Source organism: Bacillus sp. BB51/4 (genome assembly GCF_008368845.1).
Taxonomy (GTDB): Bacteria; Bacillota; Bacilli; order Bacillales; family Bacillaceae_G; genus Bacillus_A; species Bacillus_A wiedmannii.
Window position 1 is genome coordinate 344,466 of sequence record NZ_QOSC01000013.1, and the last position, 23,663, is coordinate 368,128.

26 protein-coding genes are annotated in these 23,663 nt (G+C 33.8%); 21 read left to right on the top strand and 5 right to left on the bottom strand.

The window, feature by feature from the left end; genetic code table 11:
• Positions 1-37 precede the first annotated feature (37 nt).
• Positions 38-1,495 (bottom strand): serine hydrolase, encoded by a 1,458-nt coding sequence (locus tag DN392_RS19010; RefSeq protein WP_048566482.1) that lies wholly within the window; start codon positions 1,493-1,495, stop codon positions 38-40.
• Positions 1,496-1,694: 199 nt separating this feature from the next.
• Here DN392_RS19010 and DN392_RS19015 point away from each other — a divergent pair, with 199 nt between their 5' ends.
• The 5 genes from DN392_RS19015 (at position 1,695) to DN392_RS19035 (ending at position 6,984) form a co-directional block, all read left to right on the top strand.
• The gene (locus DN392_RS19015) at positions 1,695-2,651 is read left to right on the top strand and encodes a thymidylate synthase (protein WP_000679623.1); all 957 of its coding nucleotides are present in this window, start codon (positions 1,695-1,697) and stop codon (positions 2,649-2,651) included.
• A 19-nt stretch (positions 2,652-2,670) separates the two neighbouring features.
• Positions 2,671-3,159, top strand: a complete 489-nt coding sequence (locus DN392_RS19020) for a dihydrofolate reductase (protein ID WP_000637215.1) — start codon at positions 2,671-2,673, stop codon at positions 3,157-3,159.
• A 154-nt stretch (positions 3,160-3,313) separates the two neighbouring features.
• Positions 3,314-5,299: a penicillin-binding protein 3 gene (pbpC, locus tag DN392_RS19025; protein WP_001227226.1), complete on the top strand. Its 1,986-nt coding sequence runs from the start codon at positions 3,314-3,316 to the stop codon at positions 5,297-5,299.
• A 218-nt stretch (positions 5,300-5,517) separates the two neighbouring features.
• The gene (locus tag DN392_RS19030; RefSeq protein WP_000170044.1) at positions 5,518-6,153 is read left to right on the top strand and encodes an FMN-dependent NADH-azoreductase; all 636 of its coding nucleotides are present in this window, start codon (positions 5,518-5,520) and stop codon (positions 6,151-6,153) included.
• Positions 6,154-6,264: 111 nt separating this feature from the next.
• A complete protein-coding gene (locus tag DN392_RS19035; protein ID WP_000616595.1) occupies positions 6,265-6,984 on the top strand; it encodes a lysophospholipid acyltransferase family protein in 720 nt (239 codons plus the stop codon).
• A gap of 38 nt (positions 6,985-7,022) precedes the next feature.
• Here DN392_RS19035 and trhA read toward each other — a convergent pair whose 3' ends face one another.
• The gene (trhA, locus tag DN392_RS19040; protein ID WP_000136880.1) at positions 7,023-7,679 is read right to left on the bottom strand and encodes a PAQR family membrane homeostasis protein TrhA; all 657 of its coding nucleotides are present in this window, start codon (positions 7,677-7,679) and stop codon (positions 7,023-7,025) included.
• 213 nt (positions 7,680-7,892) lie between these two features.
• Between trhA and DN392_RS19045 the strand changes: the two genes are divergently transcribed.
• The 4 genes from DN392_RS19045 (at position 7,893) to DN392_RS19060 (ending at position 10,438) form a co-directional block, all read left to right on the top strand.
• The gene (locus tag DN392_RS19045; protein WP_000492443.1) at positions 7,893-8,078 is read left to right on the top strand and encodes a twin-arginine translocase TatA/TatE family subunit; all 186 of its coding nucleotides are present in this window, start codon (positions 7,893-7,895) and stop codon (positions 8,076-8,078) included.
• Positions 8,079-8,120: 42 nt separating this feature from the next.
• The gene (gene tatC / locus DN392_RS19050) at positions 8,121-8,864 is read left to right on the top strand and encodes a twin-arginine translocase subunit TatC (protein ID WP_000390128.1); all 744 of its coding nucleotides are present in this window, start codon (positions 8,121-8,123) and stop codon (positions 8,862-8,864) included.
• A 327-nt stretch (positions 8,865-9,191) separates the two neighbouring features.
• Positions 9,192-9,443, top strand: a complete 252-nt coding sequence (locus DN392_RS19055) for a DUF2535 family protein (protein WP_000629012.1) — start codon at positions 9,192-9,194, stop codon at positions 9,441-9,443.
• 152 nt (positions 9,444-9,595) lie between these two features.
• Complete coding sequence (locus tag DN392_RS19060; protein WP_033657798.1) at positions 9,596-10,438, top strand: DegV family protein; 843 nt, start codon at positions 9,596-9,598, stop codon at positions 10,436-10,438.
• A gap of 200 nt (positions 10,439-10,638) precedes the next feature.
• On the opposite strand, the gene DN392_RS19065 is transcribed toward DN392_RS19060, so the two are convergent.
• Entirely contained in the window at positions 10,639-11,613 is a 975-nt protein-coding gene (locus DN392_RS19065) for an MBL fold metallo-hydrolase (RefSeq protein WP_088321165.1), read from the bottom strand.
• Positions 11,614-11,948: 335 nt separating this feature from the next.
• On the opposite strand from DN392_RS19065, the gene DN392_RS19070 reads away from it, so the two are divergent.
• The gene (locus DN392_RS19070) at positions 11,949-12,536 is read left to right on the top strand and encodes an SCO family protein (protein WP_000833345.1); all 588 of its coding nucleotides are present in this window, start codon (positions 11,949-11,951) and stop codon (positions 12,534-12,536) included.
• 34 nt (positions 12,537-12,570) lie between these two features.
• On the opposite strand, the gene DN392_RS19075 is transcribed toward DN392_RS19070, so the two are convergent.
• Entirely contained in the window at positions 12,571-13,035 is a 465-nt protein-coding gene (locus DN392_RS19075) for an Hsp20/alpha crystallin family protein (protein ID WP_001288089.1), read from the bottom strand.
• 217 nt (positions 13,036-13,252) lie between these two features.
• Between DN392_RS19075 and asnB the strand changes: the two genes are divergently transcribed.
• The 10 genes from asnB (at position 13,253) to DN392_RS19125 (ending at position 21,902) form a co-directional block, all read left to right on the top strand.
• Positions 13,253-15,154, top strand: a complete 1,902-nt coding sequence (gene asnB / locus DN392_RS19080) for an asparagine synthase (glutamine-hydrolyzing) (protein WP_000333826.1) — start codon at positions 13,253-13,255, stop codon at positions 15,152-15,154.
• Positions 15,155-15,247: 93 nt separating this feature from the next.
• Positions 15,248-15,607, top strand: coding sequence for a GNAT family N-acetyltransferase (locus DN392_RS19085; RefSeq protein ID WP_000627516.1), 360 nt, complete (start codon positions 15,248-15,250; stop codon positions 15,605-15,607).
• A 51-nt stretch (positions 15,608-15,658) separates the two neighbouring features.
• A complete protein-coding gene (locus tag DN392_RS19090) occupies positions 15,659-15,988 on the top strand; it encodes a hypothetical protein (RefSeq protein ID WP_000200466.1) in 330 nt (109 codons plus the stop codon).
• Between the two features lie 101 nt (positions 15,989-16,089).
• Complete coding sequence (locus DN392_RS19095; RefSeq protein ID WP_000779885.1) at positions 16,090-17,076, top strand: N-acetylmuramoyl-L-alanine amidase; 987 nt, start codon at positions 16,090-16,092, stop codon at positions 17,074-17,076.
• A gap of 239 nt (positions 17,077-17,315) precedes the next feature.
• A complete protein-coding gene (locus tag DN392_RS19100) occupies positions 17,316-18,278 on the top strand; it encodes an ABC transporter substrate-binding protein (RefSeq protein ID WP_048566481.1) in 963 nt (320 codons plus the stop codon).
• Positions 18,279-18,409: 131 nt separating this feature from the next.
• Positions 18,410-19,285 (top strand): D-amino-acid transaminase, encoded by an 876-nt coding sequence (gene dat, locus DN392_RS19105; RefSeq protein WP_048566480.1) that lies wholly within the window; start codon positions 18,410-18,412, stop codon positions 19,283-19,285.
• A 98-nt stretch (positions 19,286-19,383) separates the two neighbouring features.
• Positions 19,384-20,031, top strand: coding sequence for a nitroreductase family protein (locus tag DN392_RS19110; RefSeq protein WP_001105300.1), 648 nt, complete (start codon positions 19,384-19,386; stop codon positions 20,029-20,031).
• A 259-nt stretch (positions 20,032-20,290) separates the two neighbouring features.
• Positions 20,291-20,779 carry a putative periplasmic lipoprotein gene (locus DN392_RS19115; RefSeq protein ID WP_000713484.1) on the top strand — a complete coding sequence of 163 codons (489 nt, stop codon included), beginning with the start codon at positions 20,291-20,293 and terminating at the stop codon, positions 20,777-20,779.
• Between the two features lie 66 nt (positions 20,780-20,845).
• Positions 20,846-21,112 (top strand): hypothetical protein, encoded by a 267-nt coding sequence (locus DN392_RS19120; protein ID WP_080482985.1) that lies wholly within the window; start codon positions 20,846-20,848, stop codon positions 21,110-21,112.
• A 241-nt stretch (positions 21,113-21,353) separates the two neighbouring features.
• Entirely contained in the window at positions 21,354-21,902 is a 549-nt protein-coding gene (locus DN392_RS19125) for a cysteine hydrolase family protein (protein ID WP_000816769.1), read from the top strand.
• Between the two features lie 35 nt (positions 21,903-21,937).
• Here the strand turns inward: DN392_RS19125 and DN392_RS19130 are convergent, their stop codons facing one another.
• Positions 21,938-22,387: an NUDIX hydrolase gene (locus DN392_RS19130; protein ID WP_033658857.1), complete on the bottom strand. Its 450-nt coding sequence runs from the start codon at positions 22,385-22,387 to the stop codon at positions 21,938-21,940.
• A 254-nt stretch (positions 22,388-22,641) separates the two neighbouring features.
• Here DN392_RS19130 and DN392_RS19135 point away from each other — a divergent pair, with 254 nt between their 5' ends.
• Positions 22,642-23,535: a mechanosensitive ion channel family protein gene (locus DN392_RS19135; protein ID WP_061672160.1), complete on the top strand. Its 894-nt coding sequence runs from the start codon at positions 22,642-22,644 to the stop codon at positions 23,533-23,535.
• Positions 23,536-23,663: the final 128 nt, after the last annotated feature.

A 23,663-nucleotide genomic window follows, 5' to 3' on the forward strand; every position in this document is an offset into this window, starting at 1 on the left:
AATAGAGGGAAGTGTTATCTTCCCTCTATTAAAATATTTATTTGATTTTCTTAAATACAAGCGGCTGCGTACTTAACATAGCTGGTACATGTAACTGAAGGGATGGGAATTCACCACTTACATTCATTTCATAAGCGAATAATAAACTCATTTTCATTTGGAATAAATCAACTTTTGCAGAGAAGATGTCGTAATGATGATGAGCTAATTGAATATCCATCCCCATAAATTGTACAAATAACGAATCATCTCGTTTGTATACTCGTAATGTTCCGTATGCAGGATGCTCGAAAATACCGGTATAATCTTCTAACTTGTGAGAAGGTGTAGTCCCTTTAATTTGTTCAGGAATGGATTCAGTTGCTTCTTTCATCATTTCCTTCATTTTTTCAGTATCTTCTACAGCACGTTTATGCCAATCAATGAATTCTAATTCAAGTAGTTCGTCATAAATTTGATTAGCGAGATAAGTAGGTAGTAATGTGTCTCCAGCATTCGTTAAAATAACAAGGCCTATGTTTTCTGTTGGTATGAATGAAACAAGTGCTGAAAACCCATCAATATTACCGCCATGATGAATTACCTTATTACCACGGTAAGCGCTAATAAACCAACCAAGACCATAACTATTTAATGGAGATTCCGGAAGTGATAAAACTGGTTGATCTGGAATGGAATTATGTGGTGTATACATTTGTTGTAATAATTCAGAGGAGATTAATTCATGATCTCCAAATTTCCCTTCGTTTAAGTGAAGAAGGACCCAATTTGCCATATCTTCAATTGTAGAATTAATACACCCGGCAGCGCCGACCGTATCGATGTTATGGAATGGAACTTCTTTTATTTTACCGTCATTTTCAACGTAAGGTAATGCATAATCATCTGTATTTTGTGAGTCTGTAACAGAGAAGTTTGTTTGATCCATATTTAAAGGCTCTAAAATATGTTCTGCAACATATTGTTCCCATGTTTGATTCGTAATGTTTTCTACAATATAACTAATTGTCGCATACATTAAGTTGTTATAAAGAAATGCTGTACGAAACGGAGCATCAAGTGGTAAATGTTTTATTTTTTCAACGAGATCTTTTCGAGATAAGGAAGAGCTATACCAAAGAGCCTCATGACGGCTTACACCAGTTCGATGAGAAGCTAAATCTCGTCCGGTAACTTGTGAGCTAGCAAGTAGTTCAGATAAAGAGAAGTTAGGTATATAAGACTGGATAGGAGTATCCCAATTAAACTTTTTTTGTTGTGCTAATAAGCTTAATGAAAGTGTGCCAAAAGCTTTCGTTGAGGAACCGATTGCGAACCGAGTACTCGGTGTAACAGTGTCTTTTGTCTCTAGATTTCGATAGCCAAATCCTTCTGAAATAATAACTTCACCGTCTTTTATAACAGCCACAGCAGCTCCAGGAACGTTTAAATCCTTCATCATTTTTTCAACCGTTGTTTGTAAAGAAGTCATAACAGGAGTTTCAATTTTAGACATACTTCTAACCTCCAAATATAAATTTTATCCTACCGCACTATACTTTCGGTAATAGAAAATGAAAACCTTTTTAATTATGGAAAGTTAATAATTTTGTAAGAATTATTGAAATGAAATTTTATTAATCAAGATTATTAAATTCACTGTTTTTCATGTTATGATAAATTTCATATAAGATTGAAAGAAGGTTTTACTACATATGAAACATGCTGAATATGAATACTTAAATTTATGCCGCCATGTAATGGAGCATGGTACGAAGAAAGAAGATCGTACAGGGACAGGCACTGTATCTGTATTTGGATATCAAATGCGTTTTGATCTAAGTAAAGGTTTTCCTTTATTAACGACAAAGAGAGTGCCATTTCGCCTTGTAGCAAGTGAACTGCTTTGGTTTATGAAAGGTGATACAAATATTCGTTATTTATTGCAGCATAATAATAATATTTGGAATGAATGGGCATTTAAGAGCTGGGTAGAAAGCGATGAGTATACTGGTCCTGATATGACTGATTTCGGTCTTCGCTCACAACAAGATGAAGAATTTAAAGTGCAATACGATGAGCAAATGGAATTGTTTAAAAAGAACGTTTTAGAAGATGATGATTTCTCAAATAAATTTGGTTATTTAGGAGACGTATACGGTAAGCAGTGGCGTGCTTGGAAAACGACAGCTGGTGAGACACTTGATCAATTAAAAGATGTAATTGAAATGATCAAAAAAACGCCGGACTCACGTCGTTTAATTGTTTCTGCTTGGAATCCTGAAGATGTACCAAGTATGGCATTACCACCTTGTCATACGTTATTCCAATTTTATGTAGCAGATGGCAAACTTTCTTGTCAGCTATATCAAAGAAGTGGTGACATATTCCTTGGAATTCCATTTAACATTGCAAGTTATTCACTGCTAACACATTTAATTGCACATGAATGTGATCTTGAAGTGGGAGAATTTGTTCATACAATTGGAGATGCACACATTTATACGAATCATTTTGAACAAGTAGAAAAGCAATTGGCACGTGAACCACGTCCATTCCCGAAACTTACATTAAATCCAGATGTGAAATCTGTATTCGATTTTGAAATGGAAGATTTAACAATTGAAGGATATGATCCACACCCAGCAATTAAAGCACCGGTTGCAGTATAATTGTAGAGGAGATGAAAAAATGATTGTTTCATTTATGGTCGCAATGGACGAGAATAGAGTAATTGGCAAAGATAATAATTTACCTTGGCGTTTACCAAGTGAATTGCAGTATGTAAAGAAAACAACGATGGGCCATTCACTTATTATGGGCAGAAAGAACTACGAAGCGATTGGTAGACCACTGCCTGGAAGACGTAATATTATTGTAACTCGTAATGAAGGGTATCATGTTGAAGGTTGTGAAGTAGCACATTCTGTAGAAGAAGTGTTTGAACTATGCAAAAATGAAGAGGAGATTTTTATTTTTGGTGGAGCGCAAATTTATGATCTCTTTTTACCTTACGTAGACAAGTTATATATAACAAAAATCCACTACGCATTTGAAGGTGATACATTCTTTCCAGAAATGGATATGACAAATTGGAAAGAAGTTTTTGTTGAAAAAGGTTTAACGGATGAAAAGAATCCGTATACGTACTATTATCATGTATATGAGAAACAACAATAATAATAAGGATTGATGTGAAATTCACATCAATCTTTTTATTTGTATTCGTTAATATAAGTTTATAGATGATATTCAATAGTGCTATAATGAAATCTAGCATGTAAAAATGCTAAAATTTTCAAAAGTATTCATATAGAAAGAGGAGGAGAATTGATTGAGAAAGATATGGGGGATTCTTTTTCTTTGCTTAACGTTCATGTTAGTTGGATGCGGTAAAGAAGAAAAACCACAAGAAGCGTTTGATACATATACAAAAGCATGGAATAAACAAAAATTTGCAGAAATGTATGATCAATTATCAGAAAAGGCAAAAAAAGATATTTCGAAGAAAGAGTTCACTGAGAAATATGAAAAAATTTATTCTGGCATTGAAGTGAAAAACTTAAAAGTAGAAGCAGGAGAAGTAAAAGAAGATAAAAAAGATGAAGGTCCTGTTCCTTTTAAAGTAAGTATGGATACAGTCGGTGGTAAAATCAATTTTGCCCATGAAGCAAAAATGGTGAAAGAAAAAGATGGAGATAAAGAATCTTGGAAAATAGATTGGACTCCTGATTTTATATTCCCAGGTATGACAAAAGATAGTAAAGTGCGTATGCAAACGACAGAGCCAAAACGTGGTGAAATATACGATCGTAATGGAAAAGGTCTTGCAACGAATGGGAAAGCTTCTGAAATTGGAATAGTTCCAGAAAAATTAGACGATACTGCTCCGCAAACGAAAGAGACAGTAGCGAAGTTATTAAATATGTCTGTAGAAGAAATTGATCAAAAACTAGCTGCTAAATGGGTAAAACCAGGGTATCTCGTACCAATTGGAATTTTGCCTGAGGGGGCAACGCAAAATACGTACATTGATTTACCAGGTGTTTCAACAAAACCTGTAAATGTTCGTACATATCCGTTAGGGGAAGCGGCAGCTCATCTGACTGGTTATATTGGAAAGGTAAATGCTGAAGATTTAAAAACGCTACAAAAGAAAGGCTATCAAGCTGATGATCCAGTTGGTAAAGCCGGTTTAGAGCAAGTATTAGAGGAAAAGCTACGCGGTAAAAAAGGTGGCCGTGTCTTTGTAGAAGATGCGCAAGGAAAAGAAATTAAAAATTTAGCAAAAACAGATGCTGTTGATGGAGAAAATGTAACTTTAACTATTGATAGTGCTGTTCAAGAAAAAACGTATAATGAAATGAAGGGCGAAGCTGGTTCAAGTGCAGCAATTAATCCGAAAAGTGGAGAAACAATTGCACTAGTAAGTAGTCCAGCATATGATCCTAATATAATTGCACGAGGGACATCGAAGGCACAACGCGAAGCATGGAATAATGATCCGAAAAAACCGATGACGAATCGATTTACACAATTATCAGTTCCAGGATCTGTATTTAAGCCTATTACAGCTGCAATTGGTCTTGAAACGAAAACGATTGATCCAAAAGAAGAGTTGAAAATTGAAGGATTAAAATGGACAAAAGATTCTTCTTGGGGTAATTATTATGTAACACGTGTGAAAGATGCAAATCCGATTGATTTGGATAAGGCGATGAAATACTCGGATAATATTTATTTCGCACAAGAAGCTTTGAAAATCGGAAAAGACAAGTTTATGAGTGAAGCGAAAAAATTCGGATTCGATGAGAAATTACCAATTGAATATGGATTCCCAGCTTCTAAAATCGCAAATGATGGTATTAAAAATGATATTCAAATGGCAGATACAGGATATGGACAAGGACAAGTATTAATGACTCCTCTTCATTTAGCTTTAACGTATGCGCCAATTGTAAATGATGGAACGATTCCATCACCGTATATTATTAAAACAGATAAACAACCAAAAGCTTGGAAAGAAAATGTAATTTCTAAAGGAAATCAGGATATATTAAAAACTGCTATGACGAAAGTAATTAATGATCCAGACGGTACAGGGAAAATTGCTAAAATTGATGGAATGACTCTTGCTGGAAAAACAGGGACAGCGGAATTAAAAGTATCGAAAGAGGCCGAAGGAAAAGAACTAGGCTGGTTCGCTGCATTTGATTTGAATTCACCAGATATGGTCATTACAATGATGATTGAAGATGTAAAAGGTAGAGGCGGAAGTAATATTCCAGCTGAAAAAGTGAAACATGTGTTTCAAAAATAGAAAATGATGAAGACTATCTCCATGGAATGTGGAGGTAGTTTTTTGTTTCACCAAAACGTATTGAAAAGATAGTGTTTATTAACTTACGAAAAAAAAGCAGCTATTTTTTATTGACATTGAACATGACTTTTTGTATTATACTTACATAAGGTAAGTTATTTACTTTCGAAATATAAATCTCAAATTAAAGATAAAATGTGTAAAAGGGAGAGAATACAATGACAAAAGTACTATTTATTACAGCAAATCCAAATTCAGCAGAAGGTTCTTTCGGAGTGGCAGTAGGGGAAGCTTTCATCGAGGCTTATAAAAACGAACATCCACAAGACGAAGTTGTAACAATTGATTTATTCAACACTACAGTCCCAGTAATCGATGCAGATGTATTCGCTGCTTGGGGTAAATTTGCAGCAGGTGAAGGTTTTGAAACTTTAACTGAAGTTCAACAACAAAAAGTTGCAGCAATGAACACAAACTTAGAAACATTTATGCATGCAGATCGTTATGTATTCGTAACTCCAATGTGGAACTTTAGCTATCCACCAGTAGTAAAAGCATACTTAGATAACTTAGCAATCGCAGGTAAAACATTCAAGTATACTGAAAATGGTCCAGTTGGCTTATTAGAAGGCAAAAAAGCACTTCATATTCAAGCAACAGGTGGCGTTTATTCTGAAGGAGCATACGCAGCTGTAGACTTCGGCCGCAATCACTTAAAAACAGTATTAGGATTCATCGGTGTAAATGAAACTGAATACATTGCAGTTGAAGGTATGAATGCAAACCCTGAAAAAGCACCAGAAATTAAAGAAGCAGCAATTGCTAATGCTCGTGAATTAGCAAAACGTTTCTAATATAGAATACTTAAAAATGTCCAAGCACTTGCTGTTTGGACATTTTTTCTTCTTTTTCCTTCGTTTGTCTAGTATAATGAAGGTCGGAATGATAATAGGTGGGGGTTCTGTATGATTCAAACGTTTTTTAAAATCTTTTATTTAATTTTAATCGTAATTGCGATTACACCGAGAATGTGGCGTCTGAAAAGACAAGTAAATACGATGTCGCCACAAGAAAAAGATAATGTTGTGTATAAAACGACAAATTGGTTTGGTAAGAAAATGGTACGTGTAGCTGGTGGGGCAATTGAAGTAAATGGTCTGGAAAATGTTCCAAAAGATAAGCCGGTACTAGTTGTAAGTAATCATCAGAGTAATATGGATATTCCTGTTTTACTAGGTTACTTAAATAAACCAATTGGATTTGTTTCAAAAGCAGAGATTAAGAAGTTTCCAGTTGTACCAACTTGGATGGAACTTATGAATTGTGTATTTATGGTTCGTAATGATCGTCGTCAATCTCTTCAAGCGATTAAAGATGGAATTGAGCTGTTAAAGAACGGGCATTCTATCGTAATCTTCCCAGAAGGGACGAGAAGTAAGGGTGGCGAAATTGGAGAGTTTAAGGCTGGGAGTTTTCACCTTGCAGTAAAGTCAGGTGTAGCAATCTTACCTGTAACGTTAGATGGGACATATAAAATGTTTGAAGCGAATGGAAACCGTATGAAACCAGCTCATGCAACAGTAACAATTTCTAAGCCGATTACACCTGAAGAGTATGCGAATATGGATATTAAAGAATTAACGAAGCATACACAGGATGTTATCGCATCACAATTACATAAGTAATAAAAAAGGTTTCAGCTTAATATAAGCTGAAACCTTTTTTATGCTGTAGGTAAGACATAAAAGAGTACGCAGAAGAACATCATCGCACTACCACCTAAAACGAAAAGATGCCAAATGGCATGATTGAAAGGTAACTTTTCCCAAAGGAAGAATATAGCCCCTACAGAATATAAAATTCCACCTGCTAAAAGTAGTGAAAAACCATGTCCAGTTAGATTTTCATAAAGTGGTTTAATAGCAACGATTATGAGCCATCCCATTATGATATAGCATAATGTTGATGCCTTAATAAAGCGACGTACAAAGAAAATTTTGAAGATGATACCTCCGAGTGCTAGTGTCCATATAATAGCGAGTAACGTCCAGCCTAATGGTCCGCGAAGCGTAATAAGTAAAAAAGGAGTATATGTGCCAGCGATTAATAAATAAATGGCTGAGTGATCTAGTATAGTAAATAATTTTTCTACTTTTGGATGATGAATGCTATGTAACAAGGTCGAAAACAAGTACAGTAAAAACATGCTTACACCATAAACCGTAAATGCAACTACAGCAGATGCGGTACCATGCTTAGAGGCATGAATAATTAATATAATTAAGGCAGGGATGCTTAAAATGGCACCGATACCATGTGTAATTGCATTTGCAATTTCTTCTTTCACAAAATGCGTCATTCGTGTCATTTTTTCAGTCATAATGCAAATCCTTTCTACTATCATAAAATAATATGTCATTTCCCTTACCATATCATACACAAGGGCAATAGAAAATGAAATTTGTATAATTGATTATATTTTTGAATTTTTTTGACAAAAGGCAATGGATTTGTTGACGTTTTCAAACTTTTTTGACAAAATAAAATTATGCAATAGTAGGACAAGGAATCTACTAATAAAGGGGATGGAGAAATGTTTTCAAATATTGGCTTTCCAGGATTAATTTTAATTTTAGTAGCTGTACTCATTTTGTTTGGGCCGAAAAAATTGCCAGAAATCGGAAAGGCTTTAGGGGAAACGTTAAAAGAATTCAAAAAATCAACGAAAGAATTGACTGATGATGCATTTCAAGAGAAGGAAAAGAAAGAAAAAATGTAATGAATTTTCCTCGAAATGGATAAATAAAGTGTGGTGAACGAGATGGAAGATCGGGAAATGAGCGTAGTAGAACATATTGTTGAGCTTCGCAAACGAGTAATATATACAGTACTATCCTTTGTCCTATTTTTAATTATCGGATTTACTTTTACGAAGGATATTTATTTTTGGCTAGTAAAAGATTTACCAATGAAATTAACTGTTCTCGGTCCAAGTGATGTATTATGGATTTTTTTCTCGATTGCTACAGTATTTGCTATCGTTTGTACAATTCCTTTTGCTGCTATACAAATTTGGTTATTTGTAAAACCGGGTTTACATCCAAATGAACAAAAAATGACAGTAATGTATATACCGGTATTGTCTATATTATTTATTGCAGGTTTATGTTTTGGATATTTCGTTGTAATGCCGTTTTTATTTCATTTTTTAACTACGATAGGTAATGAAATGTTTAATACGATGTTTACGACAGAAAAGTATTTTCATTTTGTTCTTAATTTAACAGTTCCATTTGCTGTAATTTTTGAATTACCTGTAGTTGTCATGTTTTTAACGAGTATTGGACTGTTAACGGCGGAATTGCTAATAAAAATAAGAAGGTATGCTTACGTAGCATTGATTATCATTGCATCGTGTATATCACCGCCGGATTTTTTATCACATAGTTTAGTAGCGGTACCACTTATTTGTATTTATGAAATTAGTATCGCTTTATCAAAGATTGTCAGTAAGCGGAAAAAGAAAAGAGAAGAAGAAATACAGTCGAAAAGTGCCTCGTTATAAAGGCACTTTTTTTATTTATTTGTTATACTTTAGACATAAACGTATACAATATATAGAAGAAAAAAATTATAGAATCTCCAAAATTTAGACAAACTTTGCGCTTTGCTAAGTTTATACTAAAATTATTAAGCAATATACGGATAACGGGATTCCTGTCTGATCGATATTTAGGACGGAGGATAAATAGAGTGTAAATCTTCTAACCAAAAGGACTACAGGGATTGACTAAGGATACTTTTGTATTCATAGAAGTCTCCACTTTAAACAACGTGTTATAGCGTAAAGTAGAGGAAGTTCAAAAATCCAATGAAAAAGAGGATTGATATTGTGATTACGAAAAGTTTTTATTTCACTCATTCAACAGGGGATTGTATTAAAATATTCGAAATCCCTGTCCTACAGGCACAGCATCCATTATCGTTTCTAATTCAGTCTCGTCTTCAATTATTTATTGCAAAAATTCAAAAACAAAAGCACCCAAGATTTTCGTATTCTTTCCGTGAATATTTGCAAAATTGTTTGAAGTGGAATGATTATTTAAATGTATATAAAACAAATACCCTTGAAAAAAATGCATGATACAGAGTATGGACAGGGTTAGTAAACTCTGTCTTTTTCATTTTAGATATAAAAATATAATTAATTTGGTGAAATTTGTTCGAAATTGTTGAAAGCACAGGGAATGCTAGTATAATAACAAGGAGAGCGTATTGGAAAGGGAAGAATATAATATGCAAAAAATTAAAATTGTAACAGATTCAACTGCAGATTTAACGCAGGATGTAATCGAAAAGTATGGCATTCATGTGCTACCATTATCAATCTCTGTAAATGGACAAACGTATTTAGATCGCGTTGATTTACAACCTGATGAATTTATTGAAGAAATGATCAAATCAGAGGAATTACCAAAAACATCACAACCGGCAATGGGTACATTTGTAGAAATGTATGACAAGTTAGGTGAAGATGGAAGTGAAGTACTTTCCATTCATATGACAAGTGGAATGAGTGGTACTGTGGCAACTGCCAATAGTGCTGCATCAATGACCGACACAAAAGTAACAGTTGTTGATTCTCAATTTATTACACATGCTTTAGCATATCAAGTAATAGAAGCTGCAAAAATGGCAAATGAAGGACGCTCACTAGAAGAAATTTTAAAACGTGTAGATGAAGTGAGAAAGAATACTCGTTTATATGTAGTAGTAGATACATTAGAAAATTTAGTGAAGGGTGGGCGTATCGGTAAAGGAAAAGCGTTTATCGGTTCGCTACTTAATATAAAGCCAATTGCTAGCCTTGAAGATGGTGTTTATAACCCTGTAACGAAAGTGCGTAGCCAAGGTCAAATTGTAAAAACGTTAGCTAAGTTATTTGAGGAAGATACAGCTGGAAAAGTTGTAAAAGCTGTTGCAATTCCGCATGCGAAAGCAATTCCTTTAGCTGAAAATGTAAAAGCGGCTGTTGAAAAAGTGAGTGGATTTGCTCAATCAGAAATTTTCTTTACAACGCCTATTATTAGTACTCATACAGGTCCAGGTGCAATTGGATTTATGTATTTAGCAGAGTAATAAAAAGCTACTTGAAATGAATTTTCAAGTAGCTTTTTTTTATGTGAATAGAAAGTAAGAAATAAGAAGGGTTATACAGGCACTCCCGCTAATGATATAGCGAGTCTGTAAATATTCATTCATAGAAAACACCCACTGATTAAAGTTTTACTTTATGATTTTCTATAGTATATGTTGGATATAGAAAATAAGTAGTTACGTTATACGTGTAATGTTTCAATTTTTTCATTTACTTGCTTACCGTTTGTTGCGTTATTATAAGTAAAGGTTTGGCCTAAAAAGAGTACATGCAGTTGTTCCCACGGTAACATACGTAAATTCCAATTATTTCGAAGCCTTGTTACTGTCTCGCGGGGTGTTTCATCGGCGAGGGCAAAAGCTCCGTAATGCATCGGTATAAAGTGTGTAGCGTTTAAATCTAAATAAGCTTGCACTGCCTCTTCAGGTGAAACATGAGATGCTTTCATAAACCACTCTGGTTCATAAGCGCCAATTGGCATAAGGGCAATATCAATTGAAAAGCGTCTGCCAATTTCTTTGAAACCTTGGAAATAGCCACTGTCACCACAAAAATAAACGGTTTCTTTCGTTGGTTCATTATTAATAATCCATCCACCCCAATGTGATGTATTCATATCAAATAAGGATCTTCTCGTCCAGTGCTGAGCAGGTACGAAGTGAAAGGAAACATCATTAATGATTGTATTTTCCCACCAATTATACTCTTCTACACGAGTAAATTTTTTGCGAGTAAATAGTTTTTTCAGTCCAATAGGTACAAGGTATAAAACATCATCATTTAGCTGGCGAAGCGATGAAAAATCTAAATGATCATAATGACCGTGTGAAATGAGGACAATATCAATTTTAGGTAGTTCTTGTATAGAAAGACCAGGTTCAGTAAGTCTTGGAACTAATTTTAATTTAGTAGCCCATACTGGATCTGTTAATATATTCAGCCCATTCGTTTGGATAAGGAATGTGGAATGACCAATCCAAGTTACAGACGTCTTTTCAAAGTTGTTTTGTAGGAATTTACTTTGTTTAACAGGTGATTGTTCTACTAAAAAAGAAAAATCCTTTTTATTTTGTTTTCGTTCTTTTCGCCAACGTATAAAGGAACGAATTGATTTTTTTGTACTCACATTATCCATGTTTTCATAACGTTTTGTCATGAACATCACCTCATTTAAAATCGTTGTAATTGTATTGTACCGAAATGTTGTTAAGGAATACAGTGTATAACATGGATGAATGTTTAAGGAATTGTTAAAAAATAGGGGGATGCGTTTACAAAAGTAACAATAAAATTAGTTTTGCAACTTCTATTTAGAGAAATAATAGTAAAAAAATAAATTTTGTCTAGTAATTGGCTTGAAATAAAGAAGTAACATACGTAAATTCGTACGATTTCGTGAACAAATGTAGTAAACAATTTTCTCGTAGTGTTAACTTTTGTTATGATAAACATAACCTATTTAAATTTAGGATAGAGAAAAGAGGTTTATAAATGAAGCGTTATCAAAAAATAATTGGTCTTATGGTTGTATTTTGTCTCTTTGTACTTGCTGGATGTAGTGGATCGGGTTCAAAGCTTCGTAAACCATTGAATTGGGATTTAGAAACTTTCCAATTTACAAATCAAGATGGAAAGTCATTTGGTACAAAAGATTTAAAAGGGAAAGTTTGGGTTGCAGATTTTATGTTCACAAATTGTCAAACAGTTTGTCCACCAATGACTGCAAATATGGCCAAGCTGCAAAAGATGGCAAAAGAAGAGAAGATAGACGTTCAGTTTGTTTCATTTAGTGTAGATCCAGACCTTGATAAGCCGGAAAATCTGAAAGCTTTTATTCAAAAGTTTACAGAGGATACTAGTAACTGGAATTTATTAACGGGATATTCGTTAGAAGATATTACGAAGTTTTCAAAAGATAATTTCCAATCACTTGTAGATAAGCCGGAGAATGGTCAGGTCATGCATGGTACATCATTTTATTTAATTGATCAAAACGGAAAAGTAATGAAAAAGTATAGTGGCATTAGTAATACGCCATACGAAGACATTATACGTGATATGAAGCGATTAGTGGATTGAAAATAAGGGTGCATAGCACCCTTATTTTTTTGCATTAGTCTATGGATAAAATGTCATGTTGTTGTGGAAGTTTTGGTGCCCGAATTTCTAACACGCCGTTTTGATACGAAGCTTTCGCTGCTTTTTTATTAATTGAGTACGGTAATTTAATCAATCTTGATGCTTCTGAAATGGAACGTTCTCGGCGATAATAGTTATGAGATGTTTCTTCATCTGCTTCTTCTAGTATCTCTTCTTTTACAGAGACCTTTAAGTATTCAGTTTGTATTTCAATTTGAATTTGTTCTTTTTGGATACCCGGCAGTTCAGCTGTAACTACAAGCTCTTCACCAACTTCATATAAATCTACAGGGAATGTTAATAAACGGTTTCCTTTTTGGAAAAAATGATTTAAATCAGCGATTACATTGCGAAGTGGTGTTTGCTCGAAGAAATCATCAATTTGCTTTAAATAATTGCGAACCGGTGGGCGAGAAGAGTCTTTTTTTTCTTCACTCATGGTATTCCCTCCTAGAAATCAATTTGCAATATCATATGACAAAAGCGGAGAAAGGTGATTGCCTAGTTTTCATGTTTTCATAAAAAATTGTTAAAAATGTGAAATGGAGTGATTTTTTTATAGTTTTTGGTCGCCATATTCAATTGATTATGCTAGTATAAATAGGGTTGATATAGTAGTATATAGACAGAATGAAAACTGAAAGAGGGTAAGAAGTATGTGTGGTTTTGTAGGATGTTTATGTGAAAACCCTAGAGAGTTTTCAGAAACAGAAAAACATCAATTTGAAAATATGAACACGATGATTTTCCACCGCGGTCCAGATGACGAAGGATATTTTCGTGATGAACATGTACAATTTGGCTTCCGCCGTTTAAGCATCATTGACTTAGAGGCAGGACATCAGCCGCTAACTTATGAAAATGATCGATATGTAATTATTTTTAATGGTGAAATTTACAACTATGTAGAATTACGTGAAATGTTACTTGAAAAAGGTGCAACGTTTGCAACACAATCTGATACAGAAGTTATCATTGCATTGTATGCACATATGAAAGAAAAATGTGTAGACTATCTTCGTGGTATGTTTGCATTTATGATTTGGGATCGTGAAGAGAAGAAACTTTTCGGTGCACGTGACCACTTCGGTATTAAACCTTTATACGTCGCACAACAAGGTGATACTACATTCTTCGCATCTGAGAAGAAAAGTATTATGCATGTGATGGAAGATAAAGGCGTTAATCCAACGTCACTACAACATTACTTTACGTACCAATATGGTCCAGAGCCAGAAACATTAACAATTGATGTTAATAAAATCGAGCCTGGTCATTATTTCGTAAAAGAAATCGGTAAAGAGATGGAAATCCATCGCTACTGGAAACCTTATTTCAATGCTTCAAGCGCAACGAAAGAGGAGCATATCCAAGCAATTCGTGATGTGTTATATGATTCAGTAAAAGTGCATATGCGCAGTGATGTACCAGTAGGTTCATTCTTATCTGGTGGTATTGATTCATCTATTATCGCTTCTATCGCAAGAGAAATGAATCCAAATCTTTTAACATTCTCTATTGGTTTTGAACAACGTGGTTTCAGTGAAGTTGATGTTGCAAAAGAAACTGCTGAGAAATTAGGCGTTAAAAACCATAACGTATTCATTTCAGCGAAAGAGTTTATGGATGAGTTCCCAAAAATCATTTGGCATATGGATGATCCTTTAGCAGATCCAGCAGCTGTACCATTGTACTTCGTTGCAAAAGAAGCACGTAAGCATGTAACAGTTGTTCTTTCAGGTGAAGGTGCAGACGAGCTATTTGGTGGTTATAACATTTATCGTGAGCCAAACTCACTAAAAATGTTCTCTTACATTCCTAGCCCAGGTAAGAGCGTTCTAAAAGCATTAAGTGGTGCTCTTAAAGAAGGATTTAAAGGAAAGAGCTTCCTAGAGCGTGGATGTACGCCAATTGAAGAGCGTTACTATGGAAACGCGAAAATCTTCCGTGAAGAAGAGAAAGTTGAATTAATGAAGTATTACAATGAAAGTGTTAACTATATGGATATCACGAAACCATTGTATAACGAGATTAAAGATTATGATGATGTAAGCAAAATGCAGTACATTGACATGTTCACATGGTTACGCGGTGACATTTTATTAAAAGCTGATAAAATGACAATGGCAAACTCATTAGAACTTCGTGTACCGTTCTTAGATAAAGAAGTATTTGATGTTGCATCTAAAATTCCAACTGAATTTAAGATTGCTAACGGAACTACGAAAGCTATTTTACGTGAAGCGGCACGCGGAATCGTTCCAGATCACGTATTAGATCGTAAAAAACTTGGATTCCCAGTACCAATTCGTCACTGGTTAAAAGACGAAATGCATGATTGGGCTATCAATATTATAAACGAGAGTAAAACAGAGCATTTAATCGACAAACAGTATGTATTAAACTTACTGGAAGCACATTGTGCAGATAAAGGCGATTATAGCCGTAAAATTTGGACTGTACTTGCGTTTATGGTATGGCACCAAATTTATGTTGAGCATAAATACGATACGAATAAGTTCCATGAAGAAACAAAACGTGCGTATAGCTTAGTTTAATTAGAAAAACCTTAAGATCGCATACGGTCTTAAGGTTTTTTTCATAAATAGGAAGTATTATTGATACAATAATAGTAAAAGGATGGACAATATATGATTACGTTTGAGAAAGTTACTGTAGAAAATGAAAGCGTTGTTAAAGAAATGTTTAAATCGCATAGTTTAGGTGAGAAAAAGGTAAAGTACTGTGTGAAAGTTGATGATACATATATTGGTGTAATAGATTATAGTGTTCAAGAGGAACGAGCTGTTTTATCACAGCTAATTATTCATTTTGATTACCAAGGTTACGGTTATGGTGCAAATACGTATTTTACATTTGAAGAAATGATGAAACAAAGAAATGTGAAAGAAATAAAAGTGCTACAAGAGGAATTAACAGAAAAGGCGAAGTCTTTCATAGAGAGTTTTGGTTTTACTTCAGAAGATGAAGAGTATGTAAAGAAAATATAACGATGATTACTTATGCGATAAAATAAATATAAGGCAGGTGGATGTATGACGATGACTTCTGGTCTTGTATTAATTGGAGGGTGCTTTATAGTAGCAGAATTATGTCATATACTCATTCGGAAAAGAATGAGTAAGAAAAAAAAGCCGTATGAATTACAATACGTCCCTGTCTTTTTCATTATGTTTTGTATGCTAAGTACATTACAAAATCTAATGAACTTTCCACCACTTGTGAATGTTTTTTTAAAGTTCGGTTTACTTTATAGTGGTGCTGGAATAACACTTTTATTTATTTTATTTTGCATACGTTATGTTCACTATCAATCGTATATATTTATTTTAAATTGGTTAAAGCAAGATGATAGAAACCGCCTTACATAAGGCGGTTTTTTTATTTGTAATTGTAACAGAACTTGTACATTTCACATAAAATAGGACGAGTAGCAATGCAAACATATTACAAGAAAGGGGCGGGCAATAAAATGAAACTTGTTATAGACGCAGGGCACGGTGGATATGATTCTGGTGCTGTTGGTAATGGTTTAGTAGAAAAAAACTTAACACTTCAAATTGCTAGACGCGTTCGAGACATTTTAACGGTAAATTACCCAATTACAATTAAAATGACACGTGATAGTGATGTGTTTATTTCTTTATCGGAACGTGCTAATATTGCCAATGCTTTTGGTGCGGATTATTTTATTTCATTTCATATTAATAGCGGCGGGGGTACAGGTTTTGAAAGCTATATTTATAATGCGTTATCCAACAGCAGCACTGCATATGCAAAGCAACAAAAGATGCATACAGCAGTAAATCCTGTATTAACAAAATACGGTCTTCGTGATCGAGGAGCAAAAAAAGAAAATTATGCGGTATTAAGAGAAACCGCAATGGATGCAATTTTAACTGAGACTGCCTTTATTGATACAACGTTTGATGCAAATTTATTAAAAAATCCACAATTTATTGAAGATCTAAGTCAAGCGTATGCGAATGGAATAGCGGCTATTTTTGGAGTAGCTCCAAATCCACAACCTCCTAACCCACAACCGACACCTCAAACGAAGGGAATCGCTTATATCCTTGGGAAAAATGTAAATTTAAGAAATGGTCCATCAACTTCTTCCTCAGTTATTCGTCAATTAAATTCTCCAGAATCTTACGTTGTATATCAGGAAAGTAACGGATGGTTAGATTTGGGGAATGGACAATGGGTGTATAATGATCCTTCTTACATTAATTTTGTAAAGACAAGTAATAGTGATGGAAGTCCGATTGGGGTTGCATATATACAAGGGATGAATGTAAATTTAAGAAGTGGTCCATCAACTACATCTGCAGTTATCCGCCAATTAAATTCTCCAGAATCTTATTTAGTATATATAAATGAAAATGGTTGGTTAAACCTTGGTGGAAATCAGTGGGTATATAATGATCCATCGTATATTAAATATACTCAATATTAGGAATTAAAATGATAATGCAATATGGATGCGTATCTTTGTTATGTATAACAAGGGTACGCATTTTAATAACAACATTTATTTTCATACTTATGCACTATGTTTTAAAAAGAAACATTAGAAAAGCGGATAGAATCTAAATAGTATATATTAAAAAAGTTTTCTGATATACATTGACAATATATGTAGGATACATTAATCTTTAATTGTTAATGATAATCGATTTCATCTAGGGAGGACATATGATACATACTAAAAAACTAATTATGTTCTGCATTATGATACTCATGGTTGTAATTGCAGGATGTAGTAAAGAAGAGAAAAAGGAAAATGATATATCAGCGAAAGCAAAAGATTCATATACGGTAAAGCATGCAATGGGCGAAACGACAGTAAATGGTACACCAAAAAGAGTTGTTGTTTTAACGAATGAGGGTGCTGAGGCACTTTTAACTGTTGGAGTAACGCCAGTTGGAACGACAAAACCACGAGCTGGGGATGAATGGTATCCTCATTTAGCGAATGAGTTAAAAGATACGAAAGTAGTAGGAACTGAGCGTGACATTAATTTAGAGGCAGTAATGAAGCTTCAGCCGGATTTAATTATTGGTAATAAAATGCGTCACGAAAAAATATACGAGCAGTTAAAAGAAATCGCGCCAACAGTATATGCTGAAACATTGCGCGGTGATTGGAAAGAAAACTTTACGCTTTATACAAAAGCTGTAAATAAAGAAAAAGAAGGGCAAAATGCTCTTAATGATTATAAAAAGCGTATTGCAGGAATAAAAGAACAATTAGGTGATAAAATTAACTCTAAAGTTTCAATTATTCGCTTCGTCCCAGGTGATGTTCGTATTTATCAAAAAAATTCATTCTCAGGCGTTGTATTAAATGATATTGGATTTAAACGACCACCACTACAAGATAAAGATGAATTTGCGATAAAAGGAATTACAAAAGAACAAATTCCAAATATGGACGGGGACTACTTATTCTATTTCACATCTGATAAAGATGCGGATAAGAATAATGAAGGAAACACGTTAGCGAAAGAATGGACAGAAGATCCGCTCTTTAAGCAGTTACAGGCTTCTAAAGATAATAAAGTATTCGAAGTAGATGAAGTGATTTGGAATACAGCAGGTGGTATTGTAGCTGCAAACCTTATGTTAGATGATATTGAAAAATATTTTCTAAAGTAAATGAATGGTCGAGTACATCACTTTAAATGGGTGATGTACTTTTTTATTTGTGAAAATACAGAAAATTCCTTCTTTTGAGTGTGGATAAGTTGTACAATTAAACCAATTATGGAATAAAGGAGTGGGAATGAATGAAAGCTACTCATAAAGATTGGATTTTGTTTAACGGAAGAATTGTAAATACGAAGGAAGAACAGCCGATGATTCCATTAGAGGAGAGAGGCTTTCAATTTGGTGATGGTATATACGAGGTATTTAGACTATATGATGGGAAGCCACATTTATTAGATTTACATTTAGAACGATTCTTTAATTCTATGGAAGAAATAAAACTAATTCCACCGTTTACTAAGGAAGAGTTAGTGGAAGAGTTGCATCAAATGATTGAAAAAAATCGATTTCAAGAAGACGGGAATGTATATTTGCAAATATCAAGAGGTGCTCAAGCACGTAATCATGTATATGAGTCAAATATGCAACCAACATATTTTGCAAATATTGTTTCATTTCCAAGACCAATTGCTGCTATGGAACGAGGAATAAAAGTTACTGTAGAAGAGGATATACGGTGGAAGTTCTGTCATATAAAATCTTTAAATCTGCTCCCTAATATTATGATTAAAAATAAAATAAACGAACAAGGCTATCAAGAAGCGATATTAGTACGAGATGGAATTGTAACTGAAGGGTGTCATTCGAATTTCTTTATGGTGAAAAATAATAGATTGATTACACATCCTACTGATAATTTCATTCTACACGGCATTACACGTCACTACGTTATTACATTAGCGAAAGAGTTACATATTGAAGTAGAAGAACGAGAATTTTCGCTACAAGAAGTATATGAGGCTGAGGAGTGTTTCTTTACAGCGACACCACTTGAAATATTCCCAGTCGTTCAAATTGGTGATGAACAGTTTGGAACCGGCGAAAGAGGACCAATTACAAAAAAACTCCAAGTTGCGTATGAAGAAAGTATTAGTTTGTTTAAAGTTACGAATTAATATTGAGGAAAAAAGCTGGTACTCCCCCAGCTTTTTTTCATGATATAATTCAAGCATAGGACAAGTTTTGAAAACGCTGTAAAAAGGGGATTTAATGTATGAATTATGAAGATTTTAAAGAAGTAATTCACGGTAGAAGAAGTGTTAGAAAGTTTACAGAACAAGAAGTATCCACTAGTGATATAAAAGAAATTATTGATTGTGCTCGTTATGCACCGAGTGATACGAACTCACAAACGTGGGAATTCTTGGTCATTATGAACCGAGAGAAAATTAAAGAAATTGAACAAATGACATGGGATGCATTACATAAACTTGCGGCAAAAGCGGCAGAAAACGGAGAAGAGAAAGCAGGGAAATTACTTACACGTTCTTTCGGACCATATGCAACAGCTTTCTCGGAGGCGCCAGTATTAATCGTATGTTTGGCCACACCATATGAATCAAAGTTTCGTGAAAAGATTTTTGATCCAATTGCTTTTGTTCCAGATTCAGTTTGGGAAGAAGAAGGAATTAAGAGTAGCTGTTTAGCGGCACAAAACTTAATGTTGGCTGCACATGCGAAGGGGCTTGGTACTTGCCCGATGACAGGGCCGGTATTGTTAGCTCAAGATGAACTACGACAATATTTACAAATTGAGCCTGAAAAACAAATAAATATGGTTATTTCACTCGGTTTTCCAAAAGATAAGCCTAAGAAACTTCCAAGAAAAGAAGTAGATGAGATTACAACATTTGTTTTTTAAAGCCTAAAATAAAAAGACATTGAATGAACAATGTCTTTTTATTTTGGACAGGTATGTAATTCATCTGTTGGGCTAAAATGATAGAGAAGAGGGAATTACTATTTATTTCATAAAAAAAATTAATGTTCTATTAAGGAAAATATGATACATTAATCGTGAGCAAGATTCTATTTGTTCATGAAAGTTTTAAAATTAGTTTTAAAATTTAAAAGTTATTTTTGTATAATAAATTATAATGAAATGACAGGGGGGATGAATTTTGAAAAAATTCATAATCACTGGATTGTCTGTATTGTTATTAGCCGGTTGCGGTGCTCCGCAGGAAAAAGAGGATGCGCAATCAAAGCAGGAAGAAAAAGTTGTAAATGCAAGTAATGAGAATATAGTTGTATTTCCTGAAGGAGCAGTGCCAGTTGGAGAAGGAAAAGTAAAAGTCATTACACCAGACGGTACTTCTGAAAATGGTAATATACCGGCTGTATTCATCAAAAAGGATACTTTAATTCAGCAAGTTGAATTAGAGCTTTCTAATTTTCAAAACGATAAAGAAACATTTATATTTGTAGATCAAGTATATGCAGATAAACATCAAGTCACTAGTACAACACAGACAACAGTACAATTAAAAGAAAAGACGCTTGAGACAGGTAATCATACGGTTACTGCAGTTCAGTATGAAAACAATGACCCGAAAGGAAAGGTTATTAGTTTTAATCAAGCAACATTTGAGACAAAGCCTGCGTCTTAAGAAGAATAAAAAGTACATTACTCAAAAAAGTAGTGTGCTTTTTTATTTGGACTAGAGTGTGCAAGAGTGAATAACTTGTTTCGTTTTCTAATACGATTAAATAGGAAGAAATCACTTGTTACTACTATGACAGAGAAAGAGGTTGAAGATGTGAATCGGTGTATTCGTATCGTCTTGATTAGTATAATGATGGCAGTAATTTGGTTTACGATACAAGAGGTGATTCAAATTACGTTTAATTACCAAATTCATGACTTAGTAATAGGATCTAGTTGTTTTACCATTGAGTATCTATTATATCCCTCATTAATGGGCAGTAAGACCTCGCCTTAAACTCGGTATATGTGAGGAGATTAGGTGGGAGATCAACTGTCCGATTGGTTTAACTAATAATCATTGGAGATGAACAAACTCTCCAATGATTAAAGTTTCACTTTATGATAAACTCGAATTAAGGTAAGTTTTACAAGAAAAATGTAGGTATTTCATTTGAAATGTCGAATAGTACATACGATGTCGTAATAACAAATTTTCTATTGTTTACTGTGAAACAGAAGAAGGAGAGATAGTAGTTATGAAACGAGCTCTTATTAATATTGATTATACATATGATTTTGTAGCGGAAAAAGGTGCTTTAACTTGCGGAAAACCAGGTCAAGAAATTGAGAAGGAAATTGTACATATAACGACGCAATATATTGAAAATGGAGATTACGTTGTCTTTGCGATTGATAAACATGAAAAAAATGATGTATATCATCCAGAATCAAAGTTATTCCCGCCTCATAATATAGCTGGCACAAATGGAAGAGATTTGTTTGGTGAATTACAAGAGGTATACGAAACATATAAAAATGCAGAGAATGTATATTATATGGATAAAACACGATATAGTGCATTTGCAGGAACAGGTTTAGAGATGAAGTTACGAGAAAGAGGAATAGAAGAAGTACATCTTGTAGGTGTTTGTACTGATATTTGTGTTCTTCACACAGCAGTAGATGCTTATAATAAAGGATTTAAAATTGTAGTTTATGAAAAGGCGGTTGCATCTTTTAATGCGCAAGGACATGAATTTGCACTTGGACATTTTAAGTCATGCTTACATGCAGAAGTGAAGTGAAAAAAGAGGCCTTTAAAAAAGGTCTCTTTTTTCGTTTAAATTGTGACGACGTTTTGCTTGATTAGTTTTTTTATAAATGGACTAATTTTTTCTGGTAATCCATTTAAATCAAAAAATTGTACATGCAATGATTCAAACCCATCAGCTTTTAACGTACCACCTGTAATGTTTTTGCAAAGGTATGCGATTGTTATAGGGTAAAATTCATCTCCGTTCGGTAATTTCACAAAAAATTCTTTTCCGGAAAATACATGTATTAACTGCAAAGTTCCTATTTCAATCCCTGTTTCTTCAAGAACTTCACGTCTTCCGGCTTCTTCTGTTGATTCGCCAAGTTCAACAAATCCACCGGGAACACCCCAAACACCATTTCGCCTTTGTTGTAGTAATATTTGTCCTTGTTCATTGAAAACAGCTACAGCAACGCCAGCTAGATTGAGTGGTCTTGATCCAATAACTTCTCTTAGTTCTTCGATATAGCCCATTGTTAGTTAACCTCCGCGAGTCAAAATATTTTCAAATGAACTATTCGGCGTTGTGTTAATATTCCCCTTTTTGTTTAGGTAAGTATTGAGGTCTTAACATAAAGTCATTTATAAAAAATTCTATTGTTATCTCCCTTTAGATAATAAAAAAGGATATATTTATAGAAGAAAGTGTAACAAGTTTTAAGGAAATCAAAAGGTATGACAATAAATTAGTTTTTCATAAAATTTTCATTAGTTAAGGGTGTGTATGGATGAGTTTATTAACGTATACTGAAGAATTTTTTAATTATGTAAGAGAGTTTTTACTTTTAAGATTTTTACTATTTGCTTTAGTACTAATCATTATCTCTTTTGTAATTAACCGCATTATTGATTGGTTTTTTAGGAAATCAAGCTTTTTTGATGAAGAGGTAGAGCAAACAATTCAAAGTGTGATTCGATCTATTTTTAGATATATCATCATCATCAGTCTAATCATATATTTAATTAGCCAATTTGTAGATATAAAAAGTATCATTGCAGGTGCAGGGATAGCGGGTGTTGTTATCGGTTTTGCTGCACAACAGATGTTAAAAGATGTTATATTAGGCTTTGCGAGATTAGCGGACAAAGAGTTTCGTGTTGGCGATTTTGTTACTTTTAACGGAACAAATTCAGGAACGATTGAGGAAATTAGTATTCGTTTTATGCAAATTCGTGAATGGTCAGGAAAACTTCTTACGATACCACACGGAGAGATTAGGACGATACAAAATTTTAATAAAGGATGGATGCGCGTAATTGAACGGATTACGGTAAGTTATCAGGAAGATCCTATAAGAGTTAAGGAGTTGTTAGAAGAAGTTTGTGTTAATTGTAATGAAAAATTGGCTTCGAGTCTTTATAAAGTAGAGGATGAAGCTGTTGAATCGTTTAAATATGTTGGTGTCACAGATTTAAACCCGAATCTTAAATATGTTGGATATGAATTTTGTATTACAGGTTTAATAAAGCCAGAAGATTATTTTGAAACTTCTAGACAAGTAAGGTTTGAATTAATGTCTATGTTCCATAAGAATCAAGTGCAAATGCCAGCAGCAAATATGGTCGTTACTACTGAAAGTTTACAGCATAACCATGGTGGACAATCTTTATCGGACAGCTAAAGAAGAACAAGAACAGTTTGTTAACAAAATTCTGTTTTTAATATTGGATAGAAAAACAATAATAAAATGATTAATTTAAAGAAAGAACTGAAGGAATTCGGTTCTTTCTTTATTTGTAGAATTTAGAA

Bases quoted from the DNA above. Each gene is read 5' to 3' on its own strand.
- DN392_RS19010 (WP_048566482.1), bottom strand. From the start codon at position 1,495: ATGTCTAAAATTGAAACTCCTGTTATGACTTCTTTACAAACAACGGTT.
- DN392_RS19015 (WP_000679623.1), top strand. From the start codon at position 1,695: ATGAAACATGCTGAATATGAATACTTAAATTTATGCCGCCATGTAATG.
- DN392_RS19020 (WP_000637215.1), top strand. From the start codon at position 2,671: ATGATTGTTTCATTTATGGTCGCAATGGACGAGAATAGAGTAATTGGC.
- DN392_RS19030 (WP_000170044.1), top strand. From the start codon at position 5,518: ATGACAAAAGTACTATTTATTACAGCAAATCCAAATTCAGCAGAAGGT.
- DN392_RS19035 (WP_000616595.1), top strand. From the start codon at position 6,265: ATGATTCAAACGTTTTTTAAAATCTTTTATTTAATTTTAATCGTAATT.
- trhA (WP_000136880.1), bottom strand. From the start codon at position 7,679: ATGACTGAAAAAATGACACGAATGACGCATTTTGTGAAAGAAGAAATT.
- DN392_RS19045 (WP_000492443.1), top strand. From the start codon at position 7,893: ATGTTTTCAAATATTGGCTTTCCAGGATTAATTTTAATTTTAGTAGCT.
- tatC (WP_000390128.1), top strand. From the start codon at position 8,121: ATGGAAGATCGGGAAATGAGCGTAGTAGAACATATTGTTGAGCTTCGC.
- DN392_RS19060 (WP_033657798.1), top strand. From the start codon at position 9,596: ATGCAAAAAATTAAAATTGTAACAGATTCAACTGCAGATTTAACGCAG.
- DN392_RS19065 (WP_088321165.1), bottom strand. From the start codon at position 11,613: ATGACAAAACGTTATGAAAACATGGATAATGTGAGTACAAAAAAATCA.
- DN392_RS19070 (WP_000833345.1), top strand. From the start codon at position 11,949: ATGAAGCGTTATCAAAAAATAATTGGTCTTATGGTTGTATTTTGTCTC.
- DN392_RS19075 (WP_001288089.1), bottom strand. From the start codon at position 13,035: ATGAGTGAAGAAAAAAAAGACTCTTCTCGCCCACCGGTTCGCAATTAT.
- asnB (WP_000333826.1), top strand. From the start codon at position 13,253: ATGTGTGGTTTTGTAGGATGTTTATGTGAAAACCCTAGAGAGTTTTCA.
- DN392_RS19085 (WP_000627516.1), top strand. From the start codon at position 15,248: ATGATTACGTTTGAGAAAGTTACTGTAGAAAATGAAAGCGTTGTTAAA.
- DN392_RS19090 (WP_000200466.1), top strand. From the start codon at position 15,659: ATGACTTCTGGTCTTGTATTAATTGGAGGGTGCTTTATAGTAGCAGAA.
- DN392_RS19095 (WP_000779885.1), top strand. From the start codon at position 16,090: ATGAAACTTGTTATAGACGCAGGGCACGGTGGATATGATTCTGGTGCT.
- DN392_RS19100 (WP_048566481.1), top strand. From the start codon at position 17,316: ATGATACATACTAAAAAACTAATTATGTTCTGCATTATGATACTCATG.
- dat (WP_048566480.1), top strand. From the start codon at position 18,410: ATGAAAGCTACTCATAAAGATTGGATTTTGTTTAACGGAAGAATTGTA.
- DN392_RS19110 (WP_001105300.1), top strand. From the start codon at position 19,384: ATGAATTATGAAGATTTTAAAGAAGTAATTCACGGTAGAAGAAGTGTT.
- DN392_RS19125 (WP_000816769.1), top strand. From the start codon at position 21,354: ATGAAACGAGCTCTTATTAATATTGATTATACATATGATTTTGTAGCG.
- DN392_RS19130 (WP_033658857.1), bottom strand. From the start codon at position 22,387: ATGGGCTATATCGAAGAACTAAGAGAAGTTATTGGATCAAGACCACTC.
- DN392_RS19135 (WP_061672160.1), top strand. From the start codon at position 22,642: ATGAGTTTATTAACGTATACTGAAGAATTTTTTAATTATGTAAGAGAG.